This window comes from Corynebacterium sp. HFH0082 (genome assembly GCF_000411235.1).
Lineage (GTDB): Bacteria > Actinomycetota > Actinomycetes > Mycobacteriales > Mycobacteriaceae > Corynebacterium > Corynebacterium jeikeium_D.
The window spans coordinates 2,060,162-2,082,694 of the sequence record NZ_KE150404.1 but is presented as its reverse complement, the minus strand read 5'-3'; the positions used below and the strand labels follow the sequence as shown (position 1 = coordinate 2,082,694).

20 protein-coding genes are annotated in these 22,533 nt (G+C 59.6%); 15 read left to right on the top strand and 5 right to left on the bottom strand.

Going from position 1 to position 22,533, the window contains the following annotated elements; translation table 11 throughout:
• Positions 1-12: 12 nt before the first annotated feature.
• From murC to HMPREF1206_RS08920, 10 genes are all read left to right on the top strand, one after another.
• Positions 13-1,506 carry a UDP-N-acetylmuramate--L-alanine ligase gene (gene murC / locus HMPREF1206_RS08965; RefSeq protein WP_016422998.1) on the top strand — a complete coding sequence of 498 codons (1,494 nt, stop codon included), beginning with the start codon at positions 13-15 and terminating at the stop codon, positions 1,504-1,506.
• Between the two features lie 4 nt (positions 1,507-1,510).
• Entirely contained in the window at positions 1,511-2,287 is a 777-nt protein-coding gene (locus HMPREF1206_RS08960) for a cell division protein FtsQ/DivIB (RefSeq protein WP_016422997.1), read from the top strand.
• 268 nt (positions 2,288-2,555) lie between these two features.
• Positions 2,556-3,863 carry a cell division protein FtsZ gene (ftsZ, locus tag HMPREF1206_RS08955; RefSeq protein ID WP_016422996.1) on the top strand — a complete coding sequence of 436 codons (1,308 nt, stop codon included), beginning with the start codon at positions 2,556-2,558 and terminating at the stop codon, positions 3,861-3,863.
• A 6-nt stretch (positions 3,864-3,869) separates the two neighbouring features.
• Positions 3,870-4,592 carry a peptidoglycan editing factor PgeF gene (pgeF, locus tag HMPREF1206_RS08950; RefSeq protein ID WP_016422995.1) on the top strand — a complete coding sequence of 241 codons (723 nt, stop codon included), beginning with the start codon at positions 3,870-3,872 and terminating at the stop codon, positions 4,590-4,592.
• Positions 4,593-4,714: 122 nt separating this feature from the next.
• Positions 4,715-5,236, top strand: a complete 522-nt coding sequence (sepF, locus tag HMPREF1206_RS08945) for a cell division protein SepF (RefSeq protein WP_016422994.1) — start codon at positions 4,715-4,717, stop codon at positions 5,234-5,236.
• Positions 5,237-5,299: 63 nt separating this feature from the next.
• Entirely contained in the window at positions 5,300-5,599 is a 300-nt protein-coding gene (locus tag HMPREF1206_RS08940) for a YggT family protein (RefSeq protein WP_016422993.1), read from the top strand.
• A 398-nt stretch (positions 5,600-5,997) separates the two neighbouring features.
• Positions 5,998-7,011 carry a DivIVA domain-containing protein gene (locus HMPREF1206_RS08935; RefSeq protein ID WP_016422992.1) on the top strand — a complete coding sequence of 338 codons (1,014 nt, stop codon included), beginning with the start codon at positions 5,998-6,000 and terminating at the stop codon, positions 7,009-7,011.
• A gap of 420 nt (positions 7,012-7,431) precedes the next feature.
• Positions 7,432-10,692, top strand: coding sequence for an isoleucine--tRNA ligase (gene ileS, locus HMPREF1206_RS08930; protein WP_016422991.1), 3,261 nt, complete (start codon positions 7,432-7,434; stop codon positions 10,690-10,692).
• Positions 10,693-10,707: 15 nt separating this feature from the next.
• Positions 10,708-12,174 (top strand): DNA polymerase IV, encoded by a 1,467-nt coding sequence (locus HMPREF1206_RS08925; RefSeq protein ID WP_016422990.1) that lies wholly within the window; start codon positions 10,708-10,710, stop codon positions 12,172-12,174.
• Between the two features lie 66 nt (positions 12,175-12,240).
• The gene (locus HMPREF1206_RS08920) at positions 12,241-12,903 is read left to right on the top strand and encodes a sugar O-acetyltransferase (protein ID WP_016422989.1); all 663 of its coding nucleotides are present in this window, start codon (positions 12,241-12,243) and stop codon (positions 12,901-12,903) included.
• Position 12,904: 1 nt separating this feature from the next.
• On the opposite strand, the gene HMPREF1206_RS08915 is transcribed toward HMPREF1206_RS08920, so the two are convergent.
• A complete protein-coding gene (locus HMPREF1206_RS08915; protein WP_042389390.1) occupies positions 12,905-13,882 on the bottom strand; it encodes an asparaginase in 978 nt (325 codons plus the stop codon).
• Between the two features lie 100 nt (positions 13,883-13,982).
• Here HMPREF1206_RS08915 and HMPREF1206_RS08910 point away from each other — a divergent pair, with 100 nt between their 5' ends.
• A complete protein-coding gene (locus HMPREF1206_RS08910) occupies positions 13,983-14,759 on the top strand; it encodes a hypothetical protein (protein WP_016422987.1) in 777 nt (258 codons plus the stop codon).
• Positions 14,760-14,937: 178 nt separating this feature from the next.
• Here HMPREF1206_RS08910 and HMPREF1206_RS08905 read toward each other — a convergent pair whose 3' ends face one another.
• Complete coding sequence (locus HMPREF1206_RS08905) at positions 14,938-15,966, bottom strand: hypothetical protein (RefSeq protein ID WP_231367201.1); 1,029 nt, start codon at positions 15,964-15,966, stop codon at positions 14,938-14,940.
• A gap of 90 nt (positions 15,967-16,056) precedes the next feature.
• On the opposite strand from HMPREF1206_RS08905, the gene lspA reads away from it, so the two are divergent.
• The 4 genes from lspA (at position 16,057) to rarD (ending at position 19,420) form a co-directional block, all read left to right on the top strand.
• A complete protein-coding gene (gene lspA / locus HMPREF1206_RS08900) occupies positions 16,057-16,626 on the top strand; it encodes a signal peptidase II (RefSeq protein WP_016422985.1) in 570 nt (189 codons plus the stop codon).
• Between the two features lie 68 nt (positions 16,627-16,694).
• Positions 16,695-17,606, top strand: coding sequence for an RluA family pseudouridine synthase (locus HMPREF1206_RS08895; protein ID WP_042389388.1), 912 nt, complete (start codon positions 16,695-16,697; stop codon positions 17,604-17,606).
• Positions 17,603-18,328, top strand: coding sequence for a hypothetical protein (locus HMPREF1206_RS08890; RefSeq protein WP_016422983.1), 726 nt, complete (start codon positions 17,603-17,605; stop codon positions 18,326-18,328). Before HMPREF1206_RS08895 ends, HMPREF1206_RS08890 begins: the two co-directional genes overlap by 4 nt.
• A gap of 123 nt (positions 18,329-18,451) precedes the next feature.
• Entirely contained in the window at positions 18,452-19,420 is a 969-nt protein-coding gene (gene rarD, locus HMPREF1206_RS08885) for an EamA family transporter RarD (RefSeq protein ID WP_016422982.1), read from the top strand.
• On the opposite strand, the gene HMPREF1206_RS08880 is transcribed toward rarD, so the two are convergent.
• The 3 genes from HMPREF1206_RS08880 to HMPREF1206_RS11225 all read right to left on the bottom strand — a co-directional run bounded on the left by HMPREF1206_RS08880 (position 19,417) and on the right by HMPREF1206_RS11225 (position 22,375).
• Positions 19,417-20,844 carry a D-arabinono-1,4-lactone oxidase gene (locus HMPREF1206_RS08880; protein WP_016422981.1) on the bottom strand — a complete coding sequence of 476 codons (1,428 nt, stop codon included), beginning with the start codon at positions 20,842-20,844 and terminating at the stop codon, positions 19,417-19,419. The genes rarD and HMPREF1206_RS08880 overlap by 4 nt on opposite strands.
• The gene (locus HMPREF1206_RS08875; protein ID WP_016422980.1) at positions 20,841-22,130 is read right to left on the bottom strand and encodes an alanine racemase; all 1,290 of its coding nucleotides are present in this window, start codon (positions 22,128-22,130) and stop codon (positions 20,841-20,843) included. The genes HMPREF1206_RS08880 and HMPREF1206_RS08875 overlap by 4 nt, the downstream gene beginning before the upstream one ends.
• Before the next feature lie 80 nt (positions 22,131-22,210).
• The gene (locus HMPREF1206_RS11225) at positions 22,211-22,375 is read right to left on the bottom strand and encodes a hypothetical protein (protein ID WP_016422979.1); all 165 of its coding nucleotides are present in this window, start codon (positions 22,373-22,375) and stop codon (positions 22,211-22,213) included.
• Positions 22,376-22,533 lie beyond the last annotated feature (158 nt).

Here is a 22,533-nt window from a genome sequence, read left to right as displayed (position 1 = left end):
GCGAGCATAAACATGAACGTTAATTTCGATGACTTTCAGCCGGTAACGGGAGAGCTGCCCGCAAGTGTCCACATGATTGGCATTGGCGGTGCCGGTATGTCCGGTATCGCTCGCATCCTGTTGGCGCGTGGCATTCGTGTTACCGGTTCCGATGTCAAGGAGTCCCGCGCGGTGGTGGGACTACGTGCGATGGGAGCCACCATCGCCATTGGGCATGACCGTGCGAATCTCGAGCTTGCTGGCGAGGGAGAGCTGCCGGACGCAGTGGTCATTTCCTTCGCTGCTATCCCGAAGACGAATCCGGAGCTGGCCGGTGCACATGAGCTGGACATTCCGGTGCTCAAACGCTCCGATGTGTTAGCGCTGTTGATGCAGGACTCCAAGGCTCTCCTGATCGCCGGTACTCACGGCAAAACCTCGACTACATCGATGACCGTCGCCGCTTTGCAGGCAGCTGGTTTGGATCCGTCTTTTGCCGTTGGCGGTCTGATGAGCAAGGCCGGTGTCAATGCTCACCAGGGCAGTGGCGATGTCTTTGTTGCTGAGGCCGATGAGTCGGATGCCTCGTTGTTGACCTACCAGCCGGAAGTGGCCGTAATTACCAACATCGAGCCCGATCACCTTGACTTTTTCGGTGACGACGAGACCTACTACGCCGTCTTTGACGCTTTTGCAGAGCGCATTAAGGATGGCGGTCATCTGGTCATCTGTGCTGAGGATCCGCATGCGGCCGCATTGGGCGAGCGCGCGGTGGAGCGCGGCATTAACGTGCTGGCTTATGGTGGGGAAGAAGCCTTGGCTCAACACCCGACGCTGCCGGTCGGTGCCGTTTTGCACGGCTGGACTCCGGTCGGTGGTGGTGCCCGCGTGGAGGCCACTGTTGGCTCGACATCGGTGAGGTTTGAACTTCATCAGCCCGGCCGTCACATGGCGCTCAACGCGCTGGCTGCAATGGTCGGTGGCGACTGCGTCGGGGCAGATTTGGGGCGTATGGCGCGCGGTCTCGGTGAATTCACCGGTGTCCGTCGCCGCTTTGACTACCACGGCAGTATCGGCGAGGGGCCATTTGTTGGCGCTCGTATCTACGACGACTACGCGCATCACCCGACCGAGGTCTCCGCAGTTCTCGGCGCAGCTCGGGAGTTGGTCACCGAGGCCGGTCGTGGCAAGGTCATCGCTGTGTTCCAGCCTCACTTGTACTCGCGTACTCGCAACTTTGCCGACGAGTTCGCTGCCGCCCTGTCTCTGGCGGACAAGGCCGTATTGCTCGATGTCTTCGGCGCCCGCGAGGAGCCACTGCCGGGCGTCGACGGCGCGCTCATTGCCAACAAAATGACCATCCCTGTGACGTATGAGCCGCATTTCACCAGCGTCCCGGCTCGCGTTCGCGAAATCGCCGAACCGCACGACGTCATCCTGACCATCGGCGCTGGCTCTGTGACGATGCTTGCCGACGAAATCGTGCGCGAGCTCAGCGGAGACAACGACGAACAGGTGGAGTCGTAGCACTGTGAAAACCAGCCGAAAGCAATCTCAGCAGACCGACGGTGCAGGCCGGGGCGCAACAGCGTCGCGGCGTCGGCGTTCAGCGCGCGCCCCGCGACGCGGCTGGCTCGTCGGCGGTGGCCTGGTCGCGATTATCGCCATCGTTGCAGCGGTGGTGTGGTTTTCGCCGTGGCTGGTTGTGAAAAACATCGATGTTGAGGGCGTCGTCCACGGGGATAAAGACGCGATTGTCGAGGCCAGTGGTATCTCCGAGAATCAAAAGCTCATTCGCTTGGACACGGATGCCTCAGCGCGCTCCGTGGCGGGGCAGCCGTGGGTCGATAGCGTGACTGTCAGTCGTTCGTGGCCGCAGGGCGTGACTATTTCGGTACGAGAATTCACCCCGGTGGTGTTTGTCCGTGCCACTGACGGAGAGCATCTGTTTTCCGCAAATGGTCAGGAGTTCGTCACGGCAGCCCCGCCGGCGGGTGTCATCGAGGTTGTTGATGCACCTCGTGTGGATGAGCCAACAGACGGCAAAGTTGACCCCGAACCGCGCGTTATCAAGGCGGTTTTGAACGTCGTCAAGGCGTTGCCAGAGCCCGTTGCACACCGTGTGGAGCGGATTAGCGCTCCTTCCGAGGCAGAGATCAAGCTATTTCTGACCGATGGATACGAGGTGTACTTCGGGTCCTCGGATAATGCGGCAGAAAAGGCACGCGCGACGGAGATTGTGCTGAACCGTGGCGAGAAGATTTGGAATGTCTCCAACCCCCGACTACCCGCTGCTAAGGGAGAGTAGAGAATGGTGGTGTCTGGAGTGATTTCTGTGGCTAAACACTATCCCTCAAGTGCAGGTTTAAGGTAGCGACACGCGCTAAAAGGTCGCTGAATTATTTGCAGTTTTCGACCACAATGGGGTCAACAGCTTTTCGGCCATGATGCACTTCTTCCGTGCGGTGTCATGGAGAGCTGTACTGCCCGGCGGTGCCAATGCTGTCGTGCGGCCCATGTGCAACGTGGCTAGATGAAATTATTTAGGACCTATAGGAAAGGGCGAGAAACGCGCAATGACCTCCCCGAATAACTACCTCGCCGTTATCAAAGTCGTCGGTGTCGGCGGCGGTGGCGTCAATGCTGTCAACCGCATGATCGAGGAGGGGCTGAAGGGTGTCGAATTTATCGCAGTCAACACCGACTCGCAGGCCCTGATGTTCTCCGACGCTGATGTCAAGCTCGACATTGGGCGTGAGGCAACTCGTGGTCTGGGAGCTGGCGCTAACCCCGAGGTTGGCCGCACTTCCGCGGAAGACCACAAGGACGAGATTGAAGAGACCCTCAAGGGCGCCGACATGGTCTTCGTTACCGCAGGTGAGGGCGGTGGAACCGGTACCGGTGCAGCTCCGGTTGTCGCGAGCATCGCCAAGAAGTCCGGTGCCCTGACTGTTGGTGTCGTAACCAAGCCGTTCGACTTCGAGGGCAAGCGCCGTGCACGCCAGGCCGCCGAGGGCATTGAAACCCTCAAGGAGGTCTGTGACACCCTTATCACCATTCCGAACCAGCGTCTGCTGCAGATTGGTGAACAGGATCTGTCCATGATGGACGCGTTCCGCTTCGCCGACGAGATTCTTTACAACGGTGTCCAGGGTATTACTGACCTGATTACCATTCCGGGCATGATTAACGTCGACTTCGCCGACGTCCGCTCGGTAATGGCTGAGGCTGGCTCGGCTCTGATGGGCGTTGGTTCCGCACGCGGCGACGACCGTGTGATGAACGCCGCTACTCAGGCCATTAACTCCCCGCTGCTGGAGTCCACCATGGATGGTGCACAGGGTGTGCTTATTTCCGTCGCCGGTGGCTCCGACCTGGGCTTGATGGAGGTCAATGCCGCCGCGTCCATCGTGGAGGAAAAGGCTGACCCGGATGCCAACATCATCTTCGGTACCATCATCGACGACAACCTCGGTGACGAAGTTCGCGTCACTGTGATTGCTACCGGTTTTGAGCAGGGTAACGGCAACCCGCTGGACAAGCCAGCCGCAGGTGCCGCTGCACGTCCGGCTGCACAGGATGCCGAGGCGCGTCCGGCCGCTGAGCAGGCACCGCGACAGGGCAGCGCACTGCCGGGCGGTGACAACCTCGGCGCTCCGGCCCCGCGTGTGGAGGAAGAGCGCCCGGTCGCACAGCCGCGCGAGCGTGAGGATCGCGACCGCTTTGTCCCGCGCACCAACCCGAACAGCGGTGGTCTGTTCACCGATAACCCGACACCGCGTACGCAGGAAAACCGCAACTACCGTGGTGCTCACCGCGATGACCGCGACGACCGTCGTGGCGGCTACCAGGCTTCCAGTGACCTGCCGGAGTGGGGCTTCTAAGAAATCATGACTGAATCCCGCCGCAGCCGAAAAATTCTGACGAATCGGCGCGGCGGGTTTTCGCTGCCACCATATGATTCCTTCAATCTTGGAGATCATGTCGGCGATGACCCGTCCGCAGTCGAACGCAACCGCCAGCGCTTGGCCGATTCTCTGGGAATCGACCGTGCCCGCTTCGTCTACATGGAGCAGCTTCACACCAACACGGTCACCGTCGTCAACGAACCACAAACTGAGCCTGTCTCGGCTACCGACGCCATCGTCACGACCACGCCGGGTCTCGCGCTGGTAGTGCTCGTTGCCGATTGCGTTCCCGTCTTGCTTTCCGACGATTATGCGGGTGTCGCCGCTGCGGTACACGCAGGGCGGACCGGTGCCCGCAACGGAATCGTTCGTAAATCTGTCGAGAAGATGATTGAGCTCGGTGCCACGCCCGAGAATATCCATGCGCTTCTCGGTGCGGCGGCTTCTGGCCACAATTACGAGGTGCCTGAGTCGATGGCCGATGACGTCGATAAGCATTTGCCCGGAGCGAAGATGCGAACGAAGCAGGGGACTGCCGGTGTCGACGTGCGCGCCGGCCTGATGCGTCAGCTCTATGACCTCGGTGTACGGCATGTCAATGTCGAGCCCAGCTGCACTATTGAAAATGAGCAGTACTTTTCCTACCGGCGGGAGGGGAAGACTGGCCGTCAGGCGGGCATCGTAATCTTGCCTGAGCAGGGCTAAGTTTCAAAGTTGTAATTTTGGCGCGCCAAATTTGCGCGTGTCTATGCGATATTGCCAACCCAGCCGGTAGGTTGTGGGTAGCACAGACTTAAATTCGCACACTAAGAAGGACGTAGCAGAAGATGGCTGATTTCTTCCGTGGGGTTTCAAATTTCTTCGGTCTTACCCCGACTGATGACGCGGCTTACGACGAGCACTACGACGAGTTTGACCGCCGTGACGAGGAGCGTTTTGATGATTCCTATGCCGACTCGCGTCGTGCGGAGCGTCACCGCTACGAGCTGCGCGAAGAGGCTCCACGTGAGGCTGCAAGTGTGAACTCCCGCGAGGAGGACTACCGCTACGGCAACCTGCACTCCGTTGCTGATACCAAGGAACCGGAGCAGGTCTTCATCAAGCCGGAAAGTGGTTTTCAGGACAAGTACTCCAAGGCTCCGGACATCGGTTCGCACTTCCGCGACGGTGACATCGTCACCTTCGATCTGAGTGAGCTTGACCCATCTGAGGCTAAGCGCTATGTCGACTTCGTTGCTGGACTGGTTTTCGGTCTGCGCGGCCGGATCAAGGCTGACGGCTCCGTGTTCACCCTGTACCCGCATGGCTGCGATGTCAACGAGGGCCAGTTCGACCGGATGTCCGGCTAGTCAGCCGGCTCGCATGGCTTGTTAGTGTTTCGTATTTCGATTAATTAGCTAGACTGTTTATTCGTGTCTTCACTACTGCTAGTTCTGCTAATCCTGCTGAAGCTTTTCACCTATCTGCTGTTGGCTCGCATTGTGATTGAAATGATTCAGTCATTTTCTCGCTCTTGGCGACCAGGCAGGGTGTTTTCGTCGATTGGTGAAGTTGTTTTTGTCATTACCGACCCGCCGGTGAAGCTGTTGCGCCGACTCATCCCGCCTATGCCGATGGGCAACGTGATGGTGGACATGTCTGTGCTTGTTTTGTTCTTCATCCTTATGATTCTGCGAATGGTGCTGCAGGTAGCTCTCGGCGCGGTGGTGTAAATATCGCTAACTGTTTGCTTGGGGTCCACAATGTGGATTTCGGTGGAGCTGTGTTGTTTTGACTGTCCCGAATGTGATGTTCTCGGGCATTGAATTGCTACCGGGGGTGTTAATCGGGGGCAATAATAGGAACCCGTTGGGGAATGTAATCCCCAATGGGTTTTTATTGTGTCGGGGGTAAAGTTCTGTGGCTAAAGGTGCAGGGTAAGGGCGAGGTTTAACGTTTTACTAGAACTTTGCCATTGGTTAGAACGTGGGGGATAGAGTCCTGCCCAAAATAAATGGGGTGAGGACTGTGACTAGAGCAGGTAGGATTGGCCGGGTAAACAGTACTACTGGAAATAATTCTCTTAAGATTTCTTAAGAACTGTCCGCTCAAAGTGTTAGGGGAACTCACCATGCCGTTGACTCCGGCTGATGTGCATAATGTGGCTTTCAGCAAGCCTCCGATTGGCAAGCGTGGTTACAACGAGGACGAGGTCGATCAGTTCCTCGACCTCGTAGAGGACGCACTGGGTGAGCTCCAGGATGAAAACGCTGAGCTGCGCCAGCGCGTTGAGGACCTTGAAGGTCAGCTAGAGCAGGGTGGCGGCGCAGACTACGCTGCTTCCGGTGCTGCCGCTGCGGCGCCGGCTGTCGATGAGGACAAGCTGCGCAAGGAAATTGAGCAGGAGCTGCGCGCTGAGTACAACGAGCGCCTGAGCGCTCAGCAGCAGGAGATTGAGGCTCACTACCAGGATCGTCTGGATGCTCTTGAGAAGCGTGCTTCTGAGGCAGAGGCTTCTGCACAGCAGGCTTCCTCCGCAGCTGCGGAGCAGCCGCAGGCAGTTGCAGCAAGCACCGGCACCGAGTCGCAGGAAGTTAGCCTCCGCGCTGCTCGTATCCTGCAGGCTGCTCAGGACACCGCTGATCGCGTCACCACTGACGCCGACGCTGAGGCCAACAAGCTTGTCACCGAGGCTCGTGAAAACGCTGACCGCACCGTGGCAGAGGCCAATGAAGAGGCCGAGCGCACTATCACCAACGCTCGCAATGAGGCAGAAGCAACTTTGGCTGATGCCAAGGAGCGCAGTGAGCAGCTGTTGGCTGATGCCCGCAACGAGTCTGAGTCGACCCTCACTGACGCTCGCCAGCGCAGCGAGCAGATGATCAGCGACGCAGACGCTCGCTCTAACGCCACCATCACCGCAGCGCAGCAGAAGGCAACCGCGCTGCAGGACGATGCAGAGCGCAAGCACCACGAGATCATGACCACCGTCAAGGAGCAGCAGACCGCTCTGGAGGGGCGCATCGAGGAGCTGCACATCTTCGAGCGCGAGTACCGCACCCGCCTGAAGACCTTCCTGGAGTCCCAGCTCGACGACCTGAACTCTCGCGAGTCGGCTGCCCCGGCCGACGGCTACAACAACTAATTACGTAGCCAACACGTAGAAAACCACCACGCTCGGCTCCCCAGAGAGGGGAGGCAGAGCGCGGTGGTTTTTGCTATCTTTCCCTGCGAACCAATCGCATTCTTTGTTCCGGTCAGGGTTGTAGTAGTTGCCTGAGACACTGCTATACTGACACCCATACGCGCAATGAGCCGGCCATCACCGGGGAGCGTTTCGGAAGAACAGTCCAGTAGAAAATGGGCCCAGTAGAACCGAACGGTTTGGCACCGTTACAAAGCCTTATTAAATAAGCGGGCTATCGCGTGAAACCGCATGGTTCTTGTTCGCAAGAACCGTCGTAAAGCGTGATGCCAAGCGGGGTGGTACCGCGCGAGACTCCTTTTCAGCGTCACCAGTAACAACGCTGAAGGGGCTAGGCATGCGTCCCCGTGGTGAGTATTAATGATGTTCGACCACGGAAGTGACGTAGAAACGGTGTCTAATTCGAACGATGTAAATGCCTCTGCTGAGGCCACTCCGGCAGGTGGCGCGTATCCGCGCACTGCTGACTTTGGTAAGTACACCTCGAGCCCGAAGTTCCCGGAGCTGGAAGAAAAGGTCCTGGAGTACTGGGGTAAGGACAGCACTTTCCAGGCCTCTATTGATCAGCGTGATGGTGCTGACGAATACGTCTTTTATGATGGCCCGCCGTTCGCCAACGGCCTGCCGCACTACGGTCACCTGCTGACCGGTTACGTCAAGGACATCGTTCCGCGTTACAAGACCATGCGTGGCTACCAGGTTGGTCGTGTCTTTGGCTGGGACTGCCATGGTCTGCCGGCTGAGCTGGAGGCAGAGAAGCAGCTCGGTATTAAGGACAAGGGCCAGATCGAGGAAATGGGTCTGGCTAACTTCAACAAGTACTGCGCTGAGTCGGTGTTGCGGTACGCGGGCGAGTGGAAGGAATATGTCACTCGTCAAGCGCGTTGGGTTGATTTTGACGGCGGATACAAGACCATGGACATGAGTTACATGGAGTCCGTGATTTGGGCCTTCAAGGAGCTCTACAACAAGGGCCTGGTCTACCAGGGATTCCGCGTGCTGCCGTACTCCTGGGCAGAGCACACCCCGCTGTCCAACCAAGAGACCCGCCTGGATGACTCCTACAAGATGCGGCAGGACCCGACCCTGACCGTGACCTTCCCGTTCACCGGCGCCAAGGCAGGCTCGGCAGCGGAGAAGACGCTGGCGGACAACCCGGTGCTCGCTGACACTGCGGCTATCGCTTGGACCACCACGCCGTGGACGCTGCCGTCCAACCTTGGTCTGGCCGTGAACCCGAAGGTCACCTACGCCGTAGTTAAGGTCGGCGAGGATTCCTCCGTGCCGGAGTTTGCAGGTAAGACCTTCCTGCTGGCAGAAGCGCTGATTGGTGCCTACGCCAAGGAATTGGGCAAGGAACACGAGGTCGTGGCTACCTTCGCTGGTGCTGACCTGGAAGGCCTGACCTATCAGCCGATCTTCGACTACTTCGCAAATCACCCGAACGCTTTCCAGATTATGGTGGCCGACTATGTCACCACCGAGGACGGTACTGGTGTGGTCCACCAGGCGCCGGCCTTCGGTGAAGACGATATGAACACCTGTAATGAATACGGCATTGATGTCATCATTCCGGTGGACATGGACGGTAAGTTCACTTCGCAGGTGCCGGAGTACCAGGGCAAGTTGGTCTTTGACGCCAATAAGGACATCATCCGTGACCTGAAGGCCGCTGGCCGCGTCGTCCAGCACCGCACCATCGAGCACTCCTACCCGCACTCCTGGCGTTCGGGCGAGCCGCTGATCTACATGGCACTGCCGAGCTGGTTTGTGTCCGTTACCAAGATCCGCGAGCGCATGGTGGAGCTCAACCACAACGAGATTGAGTGGATGCCGGAGCACGTCCGCGACGGTCAGTTCGGCAAGTGGCTCGAGGGCGCACGTGACTGGAACATCTCCCGTACCCGCTACTGGGGTTCGCCTATTCCAGTGTGGGTTTCCGACAACGACGAGTACCCGCGTGTCGACGTCTACGGTTCCCTCGATGAGCTGGAGGCCGACTTCGGCGTTCGCCCGACCACACTGCACCGCCCGGAGATTGACGAGCTGGTGCGCCCGAACCCGGACGACCCGACCGGTAAGTCCATGATGCGCCGCGTCCCGGATGTCCTGGATGTCTGGTTCGACTCCGGTTCCATGCCGTTTGCGCAGTTCCACTACCCGTTCGAGAACAAGGAGTGGTTCGAGTCCCACGCACCGGCCGACTTCATTGTGGAGTACATCGGCCAGTCCCGCGGCTGGTTCTACCTGCTTCACGTCCTGTCGGTTGCACTGTTCGACCGCCCGGCGTTCAAGAAGGTCGTCGCCCACGGCATCGTGTTGGGCGATGACGGCAACAAGATGAGTAAGTCCAAGCGCAACTACCCGGACGTCAACGAGGTCTTCGACCGTGACGGCTCCGACGCCATGCGCTGGTTCCTCATGTCCAGCCCGATCCTGCGCGGCGGCAACCTGATCGTCACCGAACAAGGCATTCGCGAGGGCGTGCGCCAGGCGCTGCTGCCGATGTGGAACGCATACTCGTTCCTGCAGCTCTACGCCTCCAAGCCGGCCGAGTGGTCGGTAGACTCCGACAACATCCTGGACAAGTACATCCTGGCCAAGCTTGCAGCAACCGTCCGTGCTGTTACTGAGTGCCTGGACAACACTGACATTGCTTCTGCCACCGATGAGGTCCGTCAGTTCTGTGACGCACTGACCAACTGGTACGTGCGCCGCTCCCGCGACCGCTTCTGGGCCGGCGATGTCAAGCACCCAGAGGCCTTCAATACCCTGTACACGGTGCTGGAGGTTCTCACCCGCGTGGCTGCTCCGCTGCTGCCGATGGCCACCGAGGTCATCTGGCGCTCGCTCACTGGCGGCCGCTCGGTGCACCTGGAGGATTGGCCGGACGTCGACAAGCTGCCGACCGATGACGAACTCGTTGAGTCCATGGACATTGTCCGCAATGTCTGCTCGGCAACATCGCGCATCCGCAAGGCCAACCAGCTGCGTAACCGCCTGCCGCTGAAGAAGCTGACCCTGGCATTCCCGGATGCTGAGCGTCTGCGTGAGTACACCGACATCGTTTCCTCCGAGGTCAACGTCGACAAGGTGGAGTTCACCTCCGACGTGGACTCGGTGGGACGATTCGAGGTCTCCGTCAACGCTCGCGTGGCCGGTCCGCGCCTGGGTAAGGACGTCCAGAAGGTCATTAAGGCTGTGAAGTCTGGCAACTACGAGGTTGCCGACGGCACGGTTGTCGCCGATGGTATTCCGCTGCAGGAGGGTGAGTACACCCGCAACCTGGTCGCGATCTCGCCAGATTCCACCGCTGAGGTCGACGGCGTCAATGGCCTGGTTGTGCTCGACACTGAGCTCGACGAGGACCTGGAGTCCCGCGGTTGGGCCGCTGACCGCATCCGTGGTCTGCAGGATGCCCGCAAGAACGCTGGCCTTGAGGTCACCGACCGCATTTCGGTGAAGTTGCAGGTGCCGGCCGAGCGTGAGGAGTGGGCCAACCGCCACGCTGACCTCATCGCCCGGGAAGTTCTCGCAACCGCTTTCGAGGTCGTCGCTGGCGGAGAGTCCCTGAGCTACGACGTGGCGGACGGCTGCTCGGCGGATATTGCCAAGCAGTAGGGGAGAGTAATCTCTATGCCGACTTCCGGGCGGTGGGTTCTGCACATCGACATGGACGCGTTCTTCGCGTCCGTCGAGCAGCTCACTCGCCCGACTCTGCGCGGGCGGCCAGTTCTCGTCGGCGGACTGGGCGGTCGAGGTGTGGTCGCCGGTGCCTCCTATGAGGCCCGCGCGTACGGCGCGCACTCGGCTATGCCGATGGCTCGCGCACGTCGTCTCATGCCACCGATCGCAGTGACGGTCAGCGCGCGCAAGGGCATCTATGGGCCGGTGTCGCGCCGCGTGTTCTCTGTAATCCGCGAGCGCGTGCCCGTGGTCGAGCAGCTCAGCGTCGATGAGGCTTTCATGGAACCCGAAGAGCTGCAAGGCGCCTCGAAGGAGCAGGTCATTGCCTGGGCGGAGCAGCTGCGGGCAGATATTCGGCGGGAGACCGGCTTGGCCTCGTCGATAGGCGCGGGCGCGGGCAAGCAGTTCGCGAAAATTGCGTCAGGCCTGGCGAAACCCGATGGCGTGTACGTGCTGGACCCCGCACGCAATCACGAGCTTCTACACCCATTGCCGGTAGAGAAGCTCTGGGGCATCGGCCCTGTCACCGCTGCAAAATTGCACACGCTGGGCGTGGAGACGATTGGTGATTTTGCCGCCATGTCCCAGCGCGATGTCGAGGTTTCGCTGACATCCAAAACCGGTGTGATGCTGTGGCAGCTGGCGCAGGGGACGGACGATCGGCCGGTTAAGGAGCGAGATGTCGCCAAGTCTGTATCGGCGGAGTACACCTACCCTGAGGATTTGGAGTCGCAGGCCCAGCTCCACGCCGCCGTCGATCGCGCGGGTGAGTCCGCTTTTCGACGGCTCAAAAAAGATGGCCGTGGTGCCCGCACCATCACTTGCAAGGTGCGTCTGTCTGACCTGAGCATCCATACCCGATCTGAGACACTCGCCTATGCCACACAGGATTTCGACACCCTCATGGCCGTGGCGCACCGAATCGCGTTCACGCCCGCGGAGGTCGGCCCAGTGCGACTGGTGGGCGTCGGTTTCTCCGGGCTGGATTCGCACATACAAGAAGTCCTGTTTCCTGAGCTCGACCGCGCTATCACCGTCGAAGATCGAGTGCCAGCACCTGCGCTTTCCGACGCTCCCGCCGGCCTGGTCGAGCTATCTGGAACCGGTGCGTTGCCGACCGTTCGGCTTTCCGACTCCAAGTGGGCACCCACCTCGGACGTACACCACAGCGAGTATGGACATGGTTGGGTGCAGGGTTCGGGGCACGGGATTGTGACCGTCCGCTTTGAAAGCCGCACCAGTGGCCCCGGGCGCATGATTACGTTGAAGGAAGACGACCCGGAGCTGCGTCCGTGCTCCGCGGTGTGCAGTTTGGACTGGCCGGAGTGGCTGGCATCCGACGAAGCAGCAGCTCTCGACTTGCCGCAACCTGAGCGGGAAAGCGAAGACGATCTCGGCCCCGACGCGGATGCTTGATATGGCTGACTGCCTCAGTGCCGTTCGCGGCTCTCTGTTTATGCGCTATCCGTAAACTAGGGCACTATGACTACCGCATCCCGCATTGCAGAGCTCGAGGCAGCTCGCCGCGCCTCGTTGCGCAACACCGATCGAGATCCGAATCCGTCGACCACACTTCCCGACGACGGTCTGGATAACCGCCAGCGCATGCTGAACGGTCAGTGGTATATCGCCGATCATCCGGAATCACAGGCTCTGAACGTGCGAATTGGCCAGGTGGCCGCTGAATTTGAGGTCGCATTCCGCGAAGACCAGCAGGCAGCACAGCAAGTGCTAGCACCGGCACTGGGGTCTTTCGGAGAGAGCAGCACCGTTCGCCCGCCGATCTACCTGGACTACGGCGATAACATCCACATCGGCGACAACGTTTTCATCAACTTTGGGCTCACCGCACTTGACGTGGTGAAGGTGACAATCTGCGACTATGCGCAGCTCGGGCCCAACGTACAGCTGCTTCCACCAGTACACCCACTGGGAGCTGAGGCCCGCGCCGCTTATCTAGAGTCTGGAGATGAAATCATCATCGGACGCAATGCCTGGATCGGTGGCGGAGCCATCATCCTGGGCGGTGTTCACGTCGGCGACAATTCTGTGGTCGCCGCGGGTGCCGTGGTGACTAAGGACGTTCCCGCGGGCGTAGTCGTGGCTGGAAACCCGGCGAAAATCATCCGCATCATCGAGGCGTGAATTAGAACAGCGTCTGCGGATGCACATTCGCAGCCAGCGCGGCGGCGAGAATGATGCGCGCCTGCGGTGCATGCACGCAACCAGCGCTAATCACACCGTGCCGAGCCAGCGTCGCACCGCCACCGGCACCGCCGTAGGCGCCGTGGACATCACCGCGCGGAACGCGCGTTGCCATCACGACGGTCACATCAGCCGCAATGGCCCGGTCAATGGCAGCGGCAAACTCATCGGAGACATTGCCCGACCCCAGGCCCTCTACGACAATGCCGCGTGCACCGGCGGCGACTGCCGAATCCAGCAGTGATCCATCTGCACCCAAGTAGGCGGGGATAATCTCTACCTTCGAGCCCGCCAAAGCCGCCAGAGGCAGCGGATCTGGACGAACCGGCTCCTCCGGTGCATTAGTGGCAAAAGCCAAAGGATCGGTTGTGTGCCACTTCGTCGCACCTCGTACCGGCAAGACTGCGTGGCCAAAGACAATAAGAACGCCAATTCCCTGCGCAGAGGCATCGGAAGCAATGGTCACGGCCTCAAAGAGGTTCCCCGGTCCGTCGGTTTCCGGATGATCATAGGGAAGTTGTGCACCAGTAAAGACAACCGGACGCGAGTCAGCATGGAAAATATCGGCAGCCATGGCCGTTTCCTCCATCGTGTCCGTGCCATGAGTTACGACGACACCGTCCACGGAGTCGTCGTCAAGCACTTCGTGAATAGTGGCGAGAATACGGTCAACGTCGGTGAACGCGAGATTCGACGAGTCCAGCATCCCGAGCTCACGAACCTCCAGCTCTAACATGCCCTCTGGATAACGCTGCGCGACCGCTGCGACGAGCTCCGTGCCCGAGATGGTCGGGGTTAGCGCACCGCTGCGATCTGTGGTGCAGGCGATGGTGCCGCCGGTGGTGATGACAACGATTCGGCGAGGGGAGGCCGTGCTAGACGAGGCCGAGCTAGCCGGGGAATGATCCTGAGTCGACATGTCCACCATCTTACCTAGGCGTTGTTTTGGCCTTGTGTAGGATTATGGAAGGCGTGAAGCCAGCGAATCTTCATGCAGATTTTATTGGAGTAGTGCACATATGAAAGTCCCCTGCAACCAGCGCGTTAGCGGAATGCGTTGGCGCACAGCGCGTGGTGTGACAGTAGCGGCAATGGTCTCGGTCAGCGCACTTGGGCTCGCTGCCTGCGGTGGTGGCAATACTGCAGCGCCGACGACTGAATCGAAGACATCCAGCTCGGCGGAACCCGTCATCATGCTGCCGACGCGCGCAGAGCTTAACGACGTCCTCGCACGCCTTATCAACCCCGATTTACCTATCGAGGAAAAGGCGCTGACCATCGAGGACGGCGATACTGCCGGCGATTTCTTCGACATTGTCACCAATAGTGCCAATGAGCAGGAAATCAGCTTTGATGTCATTGATCCGATCACGCCCGGCTTCACGACGAAGCAGGCCGTGGCCGGTGTCAATATCCTCCGCCAGGAGGAAGATCCGATGCTCGTGGATCAGGTGGACTTCATCTACAGGGATGGCCGTTGGATGCTGAGCAAGGAATGGGCCTGCAACCTGGCATCGACGCTTGATCCGGAGCACAAGCCGGGGTTCTGCCTCGCGCCGGGCGAAACCCCTCCGCCGCCACCTGAGCCGGAGGAAGAAGCTCCAGTTGAAGAGGCTCCGGTTGAGGAGGCCCCAGCACCGGTCGAGGAGCCAGCCCCGGCTCCGGCGCCCGAACCACCCGCTGAGGAAGTTCCGCCTCCTGCACCTGAACCGCCGGCTGAGGAGGTCCCGCCTCCTGCGCCGGCTCCGGCTCCGGCTCCGGCGGAGGACGCGCCTCCTCCGCCTCCCCCGGCTTAGGTGCCGTTGGCCCAGGCATCACAGCCTAGCCCGGTCGGGTGCACTGGGGCAGACAAAAGAAAGTGTCTAGGTTTATGACAGTTCCGCCCATTTTTTGGGCAGAAAAGTGACATAAACCTAGACACTTTCTCGTCTTCTAACCTTGCGCTGGCCAGAGCTATTTCTTCTGGACTCTGGGCTACTTCTTCGACCCGCTGCCGTCCTTAAACTCCAGCCCGCGGTGCGTCTGCTGAGTGATGCGCACATCGGAGTTGCCGTCGCCGTAGGTCACGGAGGTCACAAAGTCGATGTTGCCCTTCATCGGAAGCGGCTTAGTCAGGTCGATGGTGACGCGGTCGGCAAGCATGTCAGTCGTGGCCTCGACAACCTTCAGTGCACCCTCGCCGCCAGTGTCCAACTCCGTGACGGTCGGCACCTGCTTGACATCGACCTTCAAATTAACAATGTCGCCCGCACGGCTGAGCAGGGTATAGGTCACCTTCTGCGTCATCGTGGTCTGGCCTTCGACCTCGCTTTCGACCGTCCAGGTTGCATCCTTTCCGATGTCCTCGGAGGGGAAGACGATAGGTACGGAATGCAGCTGTTGCAGCGCCATCTCCACACCAGCGCGAGCGGTGTCGGTCGCCTTCTCCGGCGCTCCCAGTTTGAGTTCCTTGACCTCACCAGTGGCCGTTGTTGACCAATCAGAGATAAAGCCCTGCGCGGTCGCGATATCCTCATTCAGCTCATCGTTGGAGCCGTGTGGCTTACCCACCTCTGACGTCACCACACGAGTATCGTTATCGCTGGTAACAGTGCTGGTCAGGGGGATTTCCAGGCGGGTGTCCGGGAACGTCTGGTCGCTATCGGCGTTTCCGCCACGCTGCGCGAAGCCCTGCGTCACCGCCACGGTCGACTCCTGCTCTGCACCGTCGTCCTTCCAGCGCACGCTCGCCAGCTCACCGCTACCAGCACTGGTCAATTCGACCTTGGGTTGTGCAACGTCCACGGGTTGTGTTTTCACCGAGCTTTCCGACGAGCACGCGGCCAGTGACACCACAGTGGTAGCGGCAACAACAGCGGTGCCGACCCTCGCCAGCAGGCCACGCTTGGTGTGACCAGGCTGGTCGCTGCGGCTAGGTCGACGGAACCACGAGGAGGTGGTGCCTCCTGCACGTCGTAAAGAGGAGGAGGCCGGAACAAACTGAGATTGGAAACGTCGAGTCACACCGGTTAGCGTACCGGTTTCGTGGTGGATAGGAACCACCCGGGCGGTGTCAGTTGGCTGAATATGGGTTTGTTAGGCCATTATGGGACAGTGACTAAGAAGGAAACGAGGACATATTTCCCGCGGCGGGGGATTCTCGCTGCGGTTATTGTGTCAGTTGCGATTATCGATCAGCTGACCAAGATTATCGCTTTGAAGACTCTCGATGGCCGTCCTGCGGTGCAGGTGATTGGCGATCTCTTCGAGTTGCGGCTCGTTTTTAACCCCGGTGCAGCCTTTTCCTTTGGCACGAACGCCACCTGGGTTTTTACCACGTTGCAGCTGGTTTACATCCTGGCTGTGATGTGCTTTTCCCATTGGCTGCGCAGTCCTATATCGGCGACTGCGGCGGGGCTTATTGCTGGTGGTGCGCTGGGCAACCTCATCGATAGGCTGTTTCGGGAACCCGGTTTCTACGTCGGCCACGTCGTCGATTTCCTGTCGGTTAAGGGTTTTGCCGTATTTAATATCGCGGACTCCGCGATTACAGTGGGCGTTATTATCCTCGTTATCTGGATGGTTTTTTCCAAGGAGCCGGATCTCTTCGCTGATCAGATTGCAGCGGAGAAGAAATCTTCCCAGACGGATCAGAAGCAGTCGGCGGAGGGAGGACAGCAGTGAACGACAATGCAGTAAATACCGGTGCAGCACTCGGGGGAGCGCACCAGCCCGACCGAGAAACCCGGCAGATGCCCGTTCCACCGGGCTTGGCCGGTATGCGGGTAGACGCCGGTGTGGCTAAGTTGCTGGGACTCTCGCGCACAGCGGTGGCTGATTTGGCAGCGGCTGGGGACATCACGGTCGATGGCGTGAGCGTTGGTAAGTCCGACCGATTGGAAGAAAACGCTTTCCTCTCAGTGTTGTTGCCGCCGGTGGAAAAGCCATTGGTTCCCAAAGAGGAACTCGTCGAGGGCATGGACGTGCTCTACCACGACTCCGATTTGGTGGCTGTTCACAAGCCTGTCGGTGTGGCCGCACATCCGTCGGTCGGTTGGGAAGGCCCAACGGTTATCGGCGGACTGGCGGCTGCTGGTTTCCGCATTTCTACCTCCGGTCCGCCCGAGCGAAAAGGCATCGTGCATCGCCTCGATGTTGGCACCTCTGGCGTGATGGTTGTCGCCTGCTCCGAACGGGGCTACTCCGTGCTCAAGCGGGCGTTCAAAAACCGTGAGGTGTCCAAGACCTATCACGCTCTGGTTCAGGGGCATCCGGATCCGCTGTCGGGGACAATTGATGCGCCGATTGGCCGTCATCCTTCGGCGGGTTGGCGCTTTGCCGTCCGCCAGGATGGCAAGCATGCTGTGACGCACTACGAAACGCTTGAGGCCTTCGCCCCAGCAACGCTGCTGAAGGTGAATCTAGAGACTGGGCGCACGCACCAGATTCGCGTGCACTTCTCTGCGCTGAATCACCCATGCTGCGGCGATCCCATGTACGGTTCCGATCCGGCATTGGCCAAGCGGCTGGGGCTCAACCGCCAGTGGCTTCACGCGGTCTCGCTTGGTTTCCACCACCCGGCAGATGGGCGCTGGATGGAAATCGAATGTCCATACCCAGATGATTTGAACCACGCATTGGAAGTTTTGAGGCAGAGCGCATGACGCAGACCCCATCGGGATCCAAGAACCCACCACGCCGTGAAACTCGCGCGAAAAGCACTGGTGACGGCAGTATTTCGCCAGTGATGGCACTGATCTCTGGTTTCTGTGTTGTCGTATTGGTGATTGTTTTAGCAGTCGCTTCGACCTCCGATCGGGTAAGCAAGCCGCAAAATCTCAACGGCGATGCGCTCGGCCCGGACCCGTGGGAAGCAACCGAGCAGTACGTAGAGCGTGCCGACGAGTCCCTCGCGAATATGAAGAAAGAGGACTACCGGCTAAAGACCGGCCAGCCAGTCGTAGAGGACCCGAAGTTCTGGGCGTTGGTGACTTTTGACCGGCTGCTCGATGCGCAAGAAGCGGCACAGGTCTATGAAAAAGAGCCCTCTCTGCGAGTATCGACTGCAATCATCGGCGGTGTGAGCACCCGGTATTTGCCGCAGCCGAGTAAAACAGCGAGCGAAGAAAAGCTGCTGCAAGATCAGCTGGAGTTAGCGGCTGCTTACGCAGACGTCGCGATTGACGACGAACGGCTCGGCTTCAACGGTTTACTGGTCTATGGTGACGCTGAATCGTTGATGGATGTCAAGAAAATGCCCGATGTGAAAGCTGTCGAGGCGCTGCCATCAGATGCGGCGCGTGGCCGTTTTGGTATTCGCCCGGTGCTGAGTTCCGGCTTCACGGATAAAGATCCTCTCTTTGCGCCGGGGCTGAGCCAGAACTAAGCGGCCAGAACTAATAAAAGCCAGAACCAAGCGCCCAAATCCAAACGACTAGGATGAAGCGGCTAGAACTCTGCCGTCAGTACGCAGTCAGTTTCAACAAGAACGAAAAGGAGTCAGTCAACAGTGATTCAGGCATTCGGTGCGTACCTTTTGTGGGCGCTGTTTCCGCTCTATTTCCCCTTGCTGGAACCAGCAGGGGCCGTAGAGATTTTGGCGCACCGATTCGTCTGGACCCTTGTCTTTATGGTCATTGCCCTCAGCTTCATGCGCGCATGGCCAGAGCTGAAGGCCGCGAGTGCCAAGACCTGGGGCACTATTATTATTGCCGCACTGTTGATCTCCGTCAACTGGGGTGTGTACGTCTACCTGGTCAACAATGGGCAGGTGGCGGAGGCCGCGCTCGGCTACTTCATCAACCCGCTGGTCAGCGTTTTGTTGGCGATGATTTTCTTCCGTGAAAGCATCTCGCGGTTGCAGCTCGGCAGTGTCATCCTGGCAACCATTGCGGTCATTGTTCTCACAATCGGTGTGGGACATCCGCCGTTGGGTGCGCTGGCGCTGGCGTTCAGTTTCGGTTTTTACGGACTAATGAAGAAGCGGGTATCGCTTTCCTCCGCAGCTTCGCTGACGGCCGAGTCCGCCGTAATCACACCGATTGCGCTGGCCTACATCCTCTGGTTTACCTACAACGGGCAGAGCACCTTTACCTCCGAAGGAACTGGTCACATGCTGCTCATGATGAGCGCCGGTGTTGCTACCGCCATTCCGTTGCTGCTCTTCGGCGAAGGTGCCAAACGCCTGCCGCTGGCCACCTTGGGTCTGATGCAGTACCTCACTCCGGTTCTCCAAATCACCCTGGCAGTCACTGTGCTGGGCGAGCAGCTCGAACCGGAGCGCTGGATCGGGTTCTTCATCATCTGGGGTGCCGTCGCGCTGTTCATCTGCGACCTCATCCTGAAGATGCTCCGGCAGCGTCGGGTTCGCCGGGAACTCCGCAAGGCCGGTGTTGAACCGGCCGCGGTTTCCGACGATGCCGCCGACCAGACGGATGGGGCGGTTACCCGGGACGTCGTAAAGCCGGCAGATAATTAGCAGAAAAGTTCGCGCAGGTGCTCGTTGAGGAAGATTCCCTGCGGGTCGACCTTTTCCCGTAGTGCCTGGACCTCGCCGAACAGCGGATAACGTTCCGCGAAATCCTCCGCGCGGAGCGTGTGCAATTTGCCCCAGTGCGGGCGACCTTCGTGGGCCTTGAAAATCGGCTCGATGAGGTTGAAGTACTCTCGATAATTTTCCTTCCAGTAGCGGTGGATGGCGATGTAGGCACTGTCGCGACCGTACGCAGTGGATAGGGCCACATCATCGGCTTTCGCGGAGCGCACCTCGATGGGGAAGGAGACTTTCATCCTCTTGCGGGCAATCGCGTCGCGGATTTCCCCGAGGACATCGGAAGCGGCCTCGAGCGGGACGGAGTACTCCATCTCGGAAAAACGCACTCGGCGCGGCGAGACAAAGACCTTGTGCGCCTCATTGGAGTAGCTGCGCTCTGGCACGGTGTTGGTGGCAATCCGGTTGATGGTATCGGTCGTAGCGGGAATGGCCTTAGCAATCTCGCAGCACGCCAAGAGTCCCATGTTGTTGACGACTTCGTCGTTAAGATACGTACGCGCGCTGCCCAGGCGCTGCTTCAGGCTATTGCGGCTCGGGCGGCGGTGGCGCTGCGGTTCAATGCGAGTATTGTGCTTGACCAGCGTCTCGCGCTGTCCCGGGAACCAGAAAAACTCCAGGTGGTCAGCTTCTTTGCAGCGCTCGGCGAAACTCTTGCGCAGGGAATCAAACTCTTCGCGGTGCTCGTCGGCGTGCAGATCAAACGCTGGCACGACGGACATCGTGACCTCCGTAAGCACGCCGAAGACACCCAGTCCCAGCCGGCCGAGGCGGTAGAGCTCGCCGTCGATTCCCTCAGCGTCCGGATGGCAGTGCCTGACGACGCCATCCGCAGTGACAATCTTGAATCCCTTCACGGTGCCTGCGAAACCGGTGAATCCAAGCCCGGTTCCGTGCGTGCCAGTAGAGATAGCACCGGCCAGCGACTGCGGATCGACATCGCCCTGGTTGGGAAGTGCCCAACCGAGCGGGCGCAGAATACCTGGAGTGTCGCGCAGGCGAGTGCCGGCACGCAGCGTAGCGGTCTGGTTGACGGCGTCGAGCTCGACCAGACCAGAGCAGCGATCGAGTTGAATGCGGTGCCCATCGGTGGTGGCCACGGAAGTAAAAGAATGACCGGCCCCCAGCGGGCGCACCGTAGTCCCTTCGGTCTTCGCCGCTTTAATTACCGAGATGACGCCCTCATCATCGTGCGGCTGATGAGTGTAGGACGGGGTGCACGATTGCGTGTGCGCCCAATTGCTCCAATGCGAGTTGGCGACGGCTTTCGCCTGCGCACGCCGACGTACGCGTGGTACTCGGGACTCAACTGTAGAGACTGTGAAGCGGGCGTTGTTGTGTGAATTGCTCATGTGAAGATCAATCCCTTTCCTCGGTACGTGGGCCAGTGGGCGATGATGGTGCCATCTCGAACTGCAATGACTTCTTGTGTGTGCTCGGCTATTTCGCCGGCCTTGGCGTGGCGGAACCACACGGGATCTCCCAGCGAAATTGCGTCGGCGGTCTTGCCGAGCAGCGGAGTCTGCACCTCACCTGGTCCTTCCTCTGCCGCGTAGCGCAGGCCAGTGGGGTACCAGGGGGTTGGCAGCCGGTCATCTCCCGCCGGTCCAGAGGCAATTCGACCACCGCCGGACACCGTGACCACGCCCTTCTTAGGACGTCGCGTCGCCGGCAACACAAACCAGGACGCCGGGCGCAGATTGAATGCGCGATAGTTATCGAAGAGGGTTGGTGCCAGGAACCCCGACCCCGCCGCTGCCTCGGTGACTGCGGCCTCGGCGCACGTCGACTCCAGCGACCCCGTGCCACCACCGTTGACAAACTCCAGCGGCCCCGCCACTTTCTCGACTGCAGCGACAACCTTCTCGCGGCGCTTCGCCAACTCCTTCTTTGAGACGGCCTGCATCACTCGAATTGCGCGCGCACGCAGGGAGTCTCCGGCATCGCCCACTCCGGCAATGTGTCCCTCATACATCATGATTCCCGCCAGCTGCAGCTCCGGACGGGCAATAATCTGCTTGGCAAACGCCGCTGCCTGCTTCGGCGAGAACAGGCTTGAGCGCAGCGTACCGATATGCACGCCGGGGAGGGGACGAAAGGATGCGTCGACGTCCATGCACACGCGGATTGGCGCATTTTCGCTTGCCGACGACGCCAGCGCCTCCAGATGCTCGGGACGGTCAACCATGACGCAGATGGCGGCACGCGCTGCATCATCGTCGGCAAGCTCTGAGATAGCGCGGGCGTCAAGTGTTGGGTAGGCGACGACGATGTCGTCGCTAATGCCTTCTCGGAATAGGTACAGCGCCTCTGCCAGCGAATATGCCAGCACGCCCTGGAAACCGGGGAAGGCCAGGACGTGCGAAATAAGCTGTGGAATGCGAATCGATTTCGAGGCCACGCGGATAGGCATCCCGTTTGCACGGCGGAGCATATCGCGGGCATTGGCTTCGACCGCCGCGAGGTCGACGACGACTGCAGGAAGGGAAGTGCAGTTAAGCAGCGTGTCGGTAGCTAGTGGCGGGCGGGCTGTCTGGGGCGTCTGTGGCGGCAGCGCTTCAGGCAGGTGAGACATCGATGTCGGAGCCGGGCGGGATGTGTCCGAGGACTCCGGGGCAGAAGCTCGAGAAAGTTTCATGCCCTAAAACGTAATCATTGAAAACCTGTACTGTCTTTGATTTTGAAAAGAAAGTCAGAATTTTCCAGGTCTGCGCCCTTTTAGACCAGCCAGCTGTAGCGGGCGGCATCCATGTTGGAGGTGATGACATCGCCATCGATGAGGTAGCCGGCAGCGACAGGGCGGCGGTCGATGGTTGCAAGAACCTCGTCAAGCTCGGGCTTGGGGAAGTAGGTGAAGTGGCCATCGGAAAGTGGTGCGAACACTGTATTGCTCCTTTGGTTCTTTGCTCGAGGGCGGTGCGTTTCTTTGTGGCCGCGAGGAAATATGAGGACTTCCTCACGAACTGTGATGTCGAGTATTGTCAACTGGTTTTGAAAAGTAAAGGAAAAGTAAGAGTGATGTTGCACACGTCTTTAGCTAT

Bases quoted from the DNA above. Each gene is read 5' to 3' on its own strand.
- HMPREF1206_RS08915 (WP_042389390.1), bottom strand. From the start codon at position 13,882: ATGTCGACTCAGGATCATTCCCCGGCTAGCTCGGCCTCGTCTAGCACG.
- HMPREF1206_RS08895 (WP_042389388.1), top strand. From the start codon at position 16,695: ATGCCCGTTCCACCGGGCTTGGCCGGTATGCGGGTAGACGCCGGTGTG.
- ileS (WP_016422991.1), top strand. From the start codon at position 7,432: ATGATGTTCGACCACGGAAGTGACGTAGAAACGGTGTCTAATTCGAAC.
- HMPREF1206_RS08935 (WP_016422992.1), top strand. From the start codon at position 5,998: ATGCCGTTGACTCCGGCTGATGTGCATAATGTGGCTTTCAGCAAGCCT.
- HMPREF1206_RS08890 (WP_016422983.1), top strand. From the start codon at position 17,603: ATGACGCAGACCCCATCGGGATCCAAGAACCCACCACGCCGTGAAACT.
- HMPREF1206_RS08920 (WP_016422989.1), top strand. From the start codon at position 12,241: ATGACTACCGCATCCCGCATTGCAGAGCTCGAGGCAGCTCGCCGCGCC.
- ftsZ (WP_016422996.1), top strand. From the start codon at position 2,556: ATGACCTCCCCGAATAACTACCTCGCCGTTATCAAAGTCGTCGGTGTC.
- pgeF (WP_016422995.1), top strand. From the start codon at position 3,870: ATGACTGAATCCCGCCGCAGCCGAAAAATTCTGACGAATCGGCGCGGC.
- HMPREF1206_RS08880 (WP_016422981.1), bottom strand. From the start codon at position 20,844: ATGAGCAATTCACACAACAACGCCCGCTTCACAGTCTCTACAGTTGAG.
- sepF (WP_016422994.1), top strand. From the start codon at position 4,715: ATGGCTGATTTCTTCCGTGGGGTTTCAAATTTCTTCGGTCTTACCCCG.
- murC (WP_016422998.1), top strand. From the start codon at position 13: ATGAACGTTAATTTCGATGACTTTCAGCCGGTAACGGGAGAGCTGCCC.
- HMPREF1206_RS08925 (WP_016422990.1), top strand. From the start codon at position 10,708: ATGCCGACTTCCGGGCGGTGGGTTCTGCACATCGACATGGACGCGTTC.
- HMPREF1206_RS08910 (WP_016422987.1), top strand. From the start codon at position 13,983: ATGAAAGTCCCCTGCAACCAGCGCGTTAGCGGAATGCGTTGGCGCACA.
- HMPREF1206_RS08875 (WP_016422980.1), bottom strand. From the start codon at position 22,130: ATGAAACTTTCTCGAGCTTCTGCCCCGGAGTCCTCGGACACATCCCGC.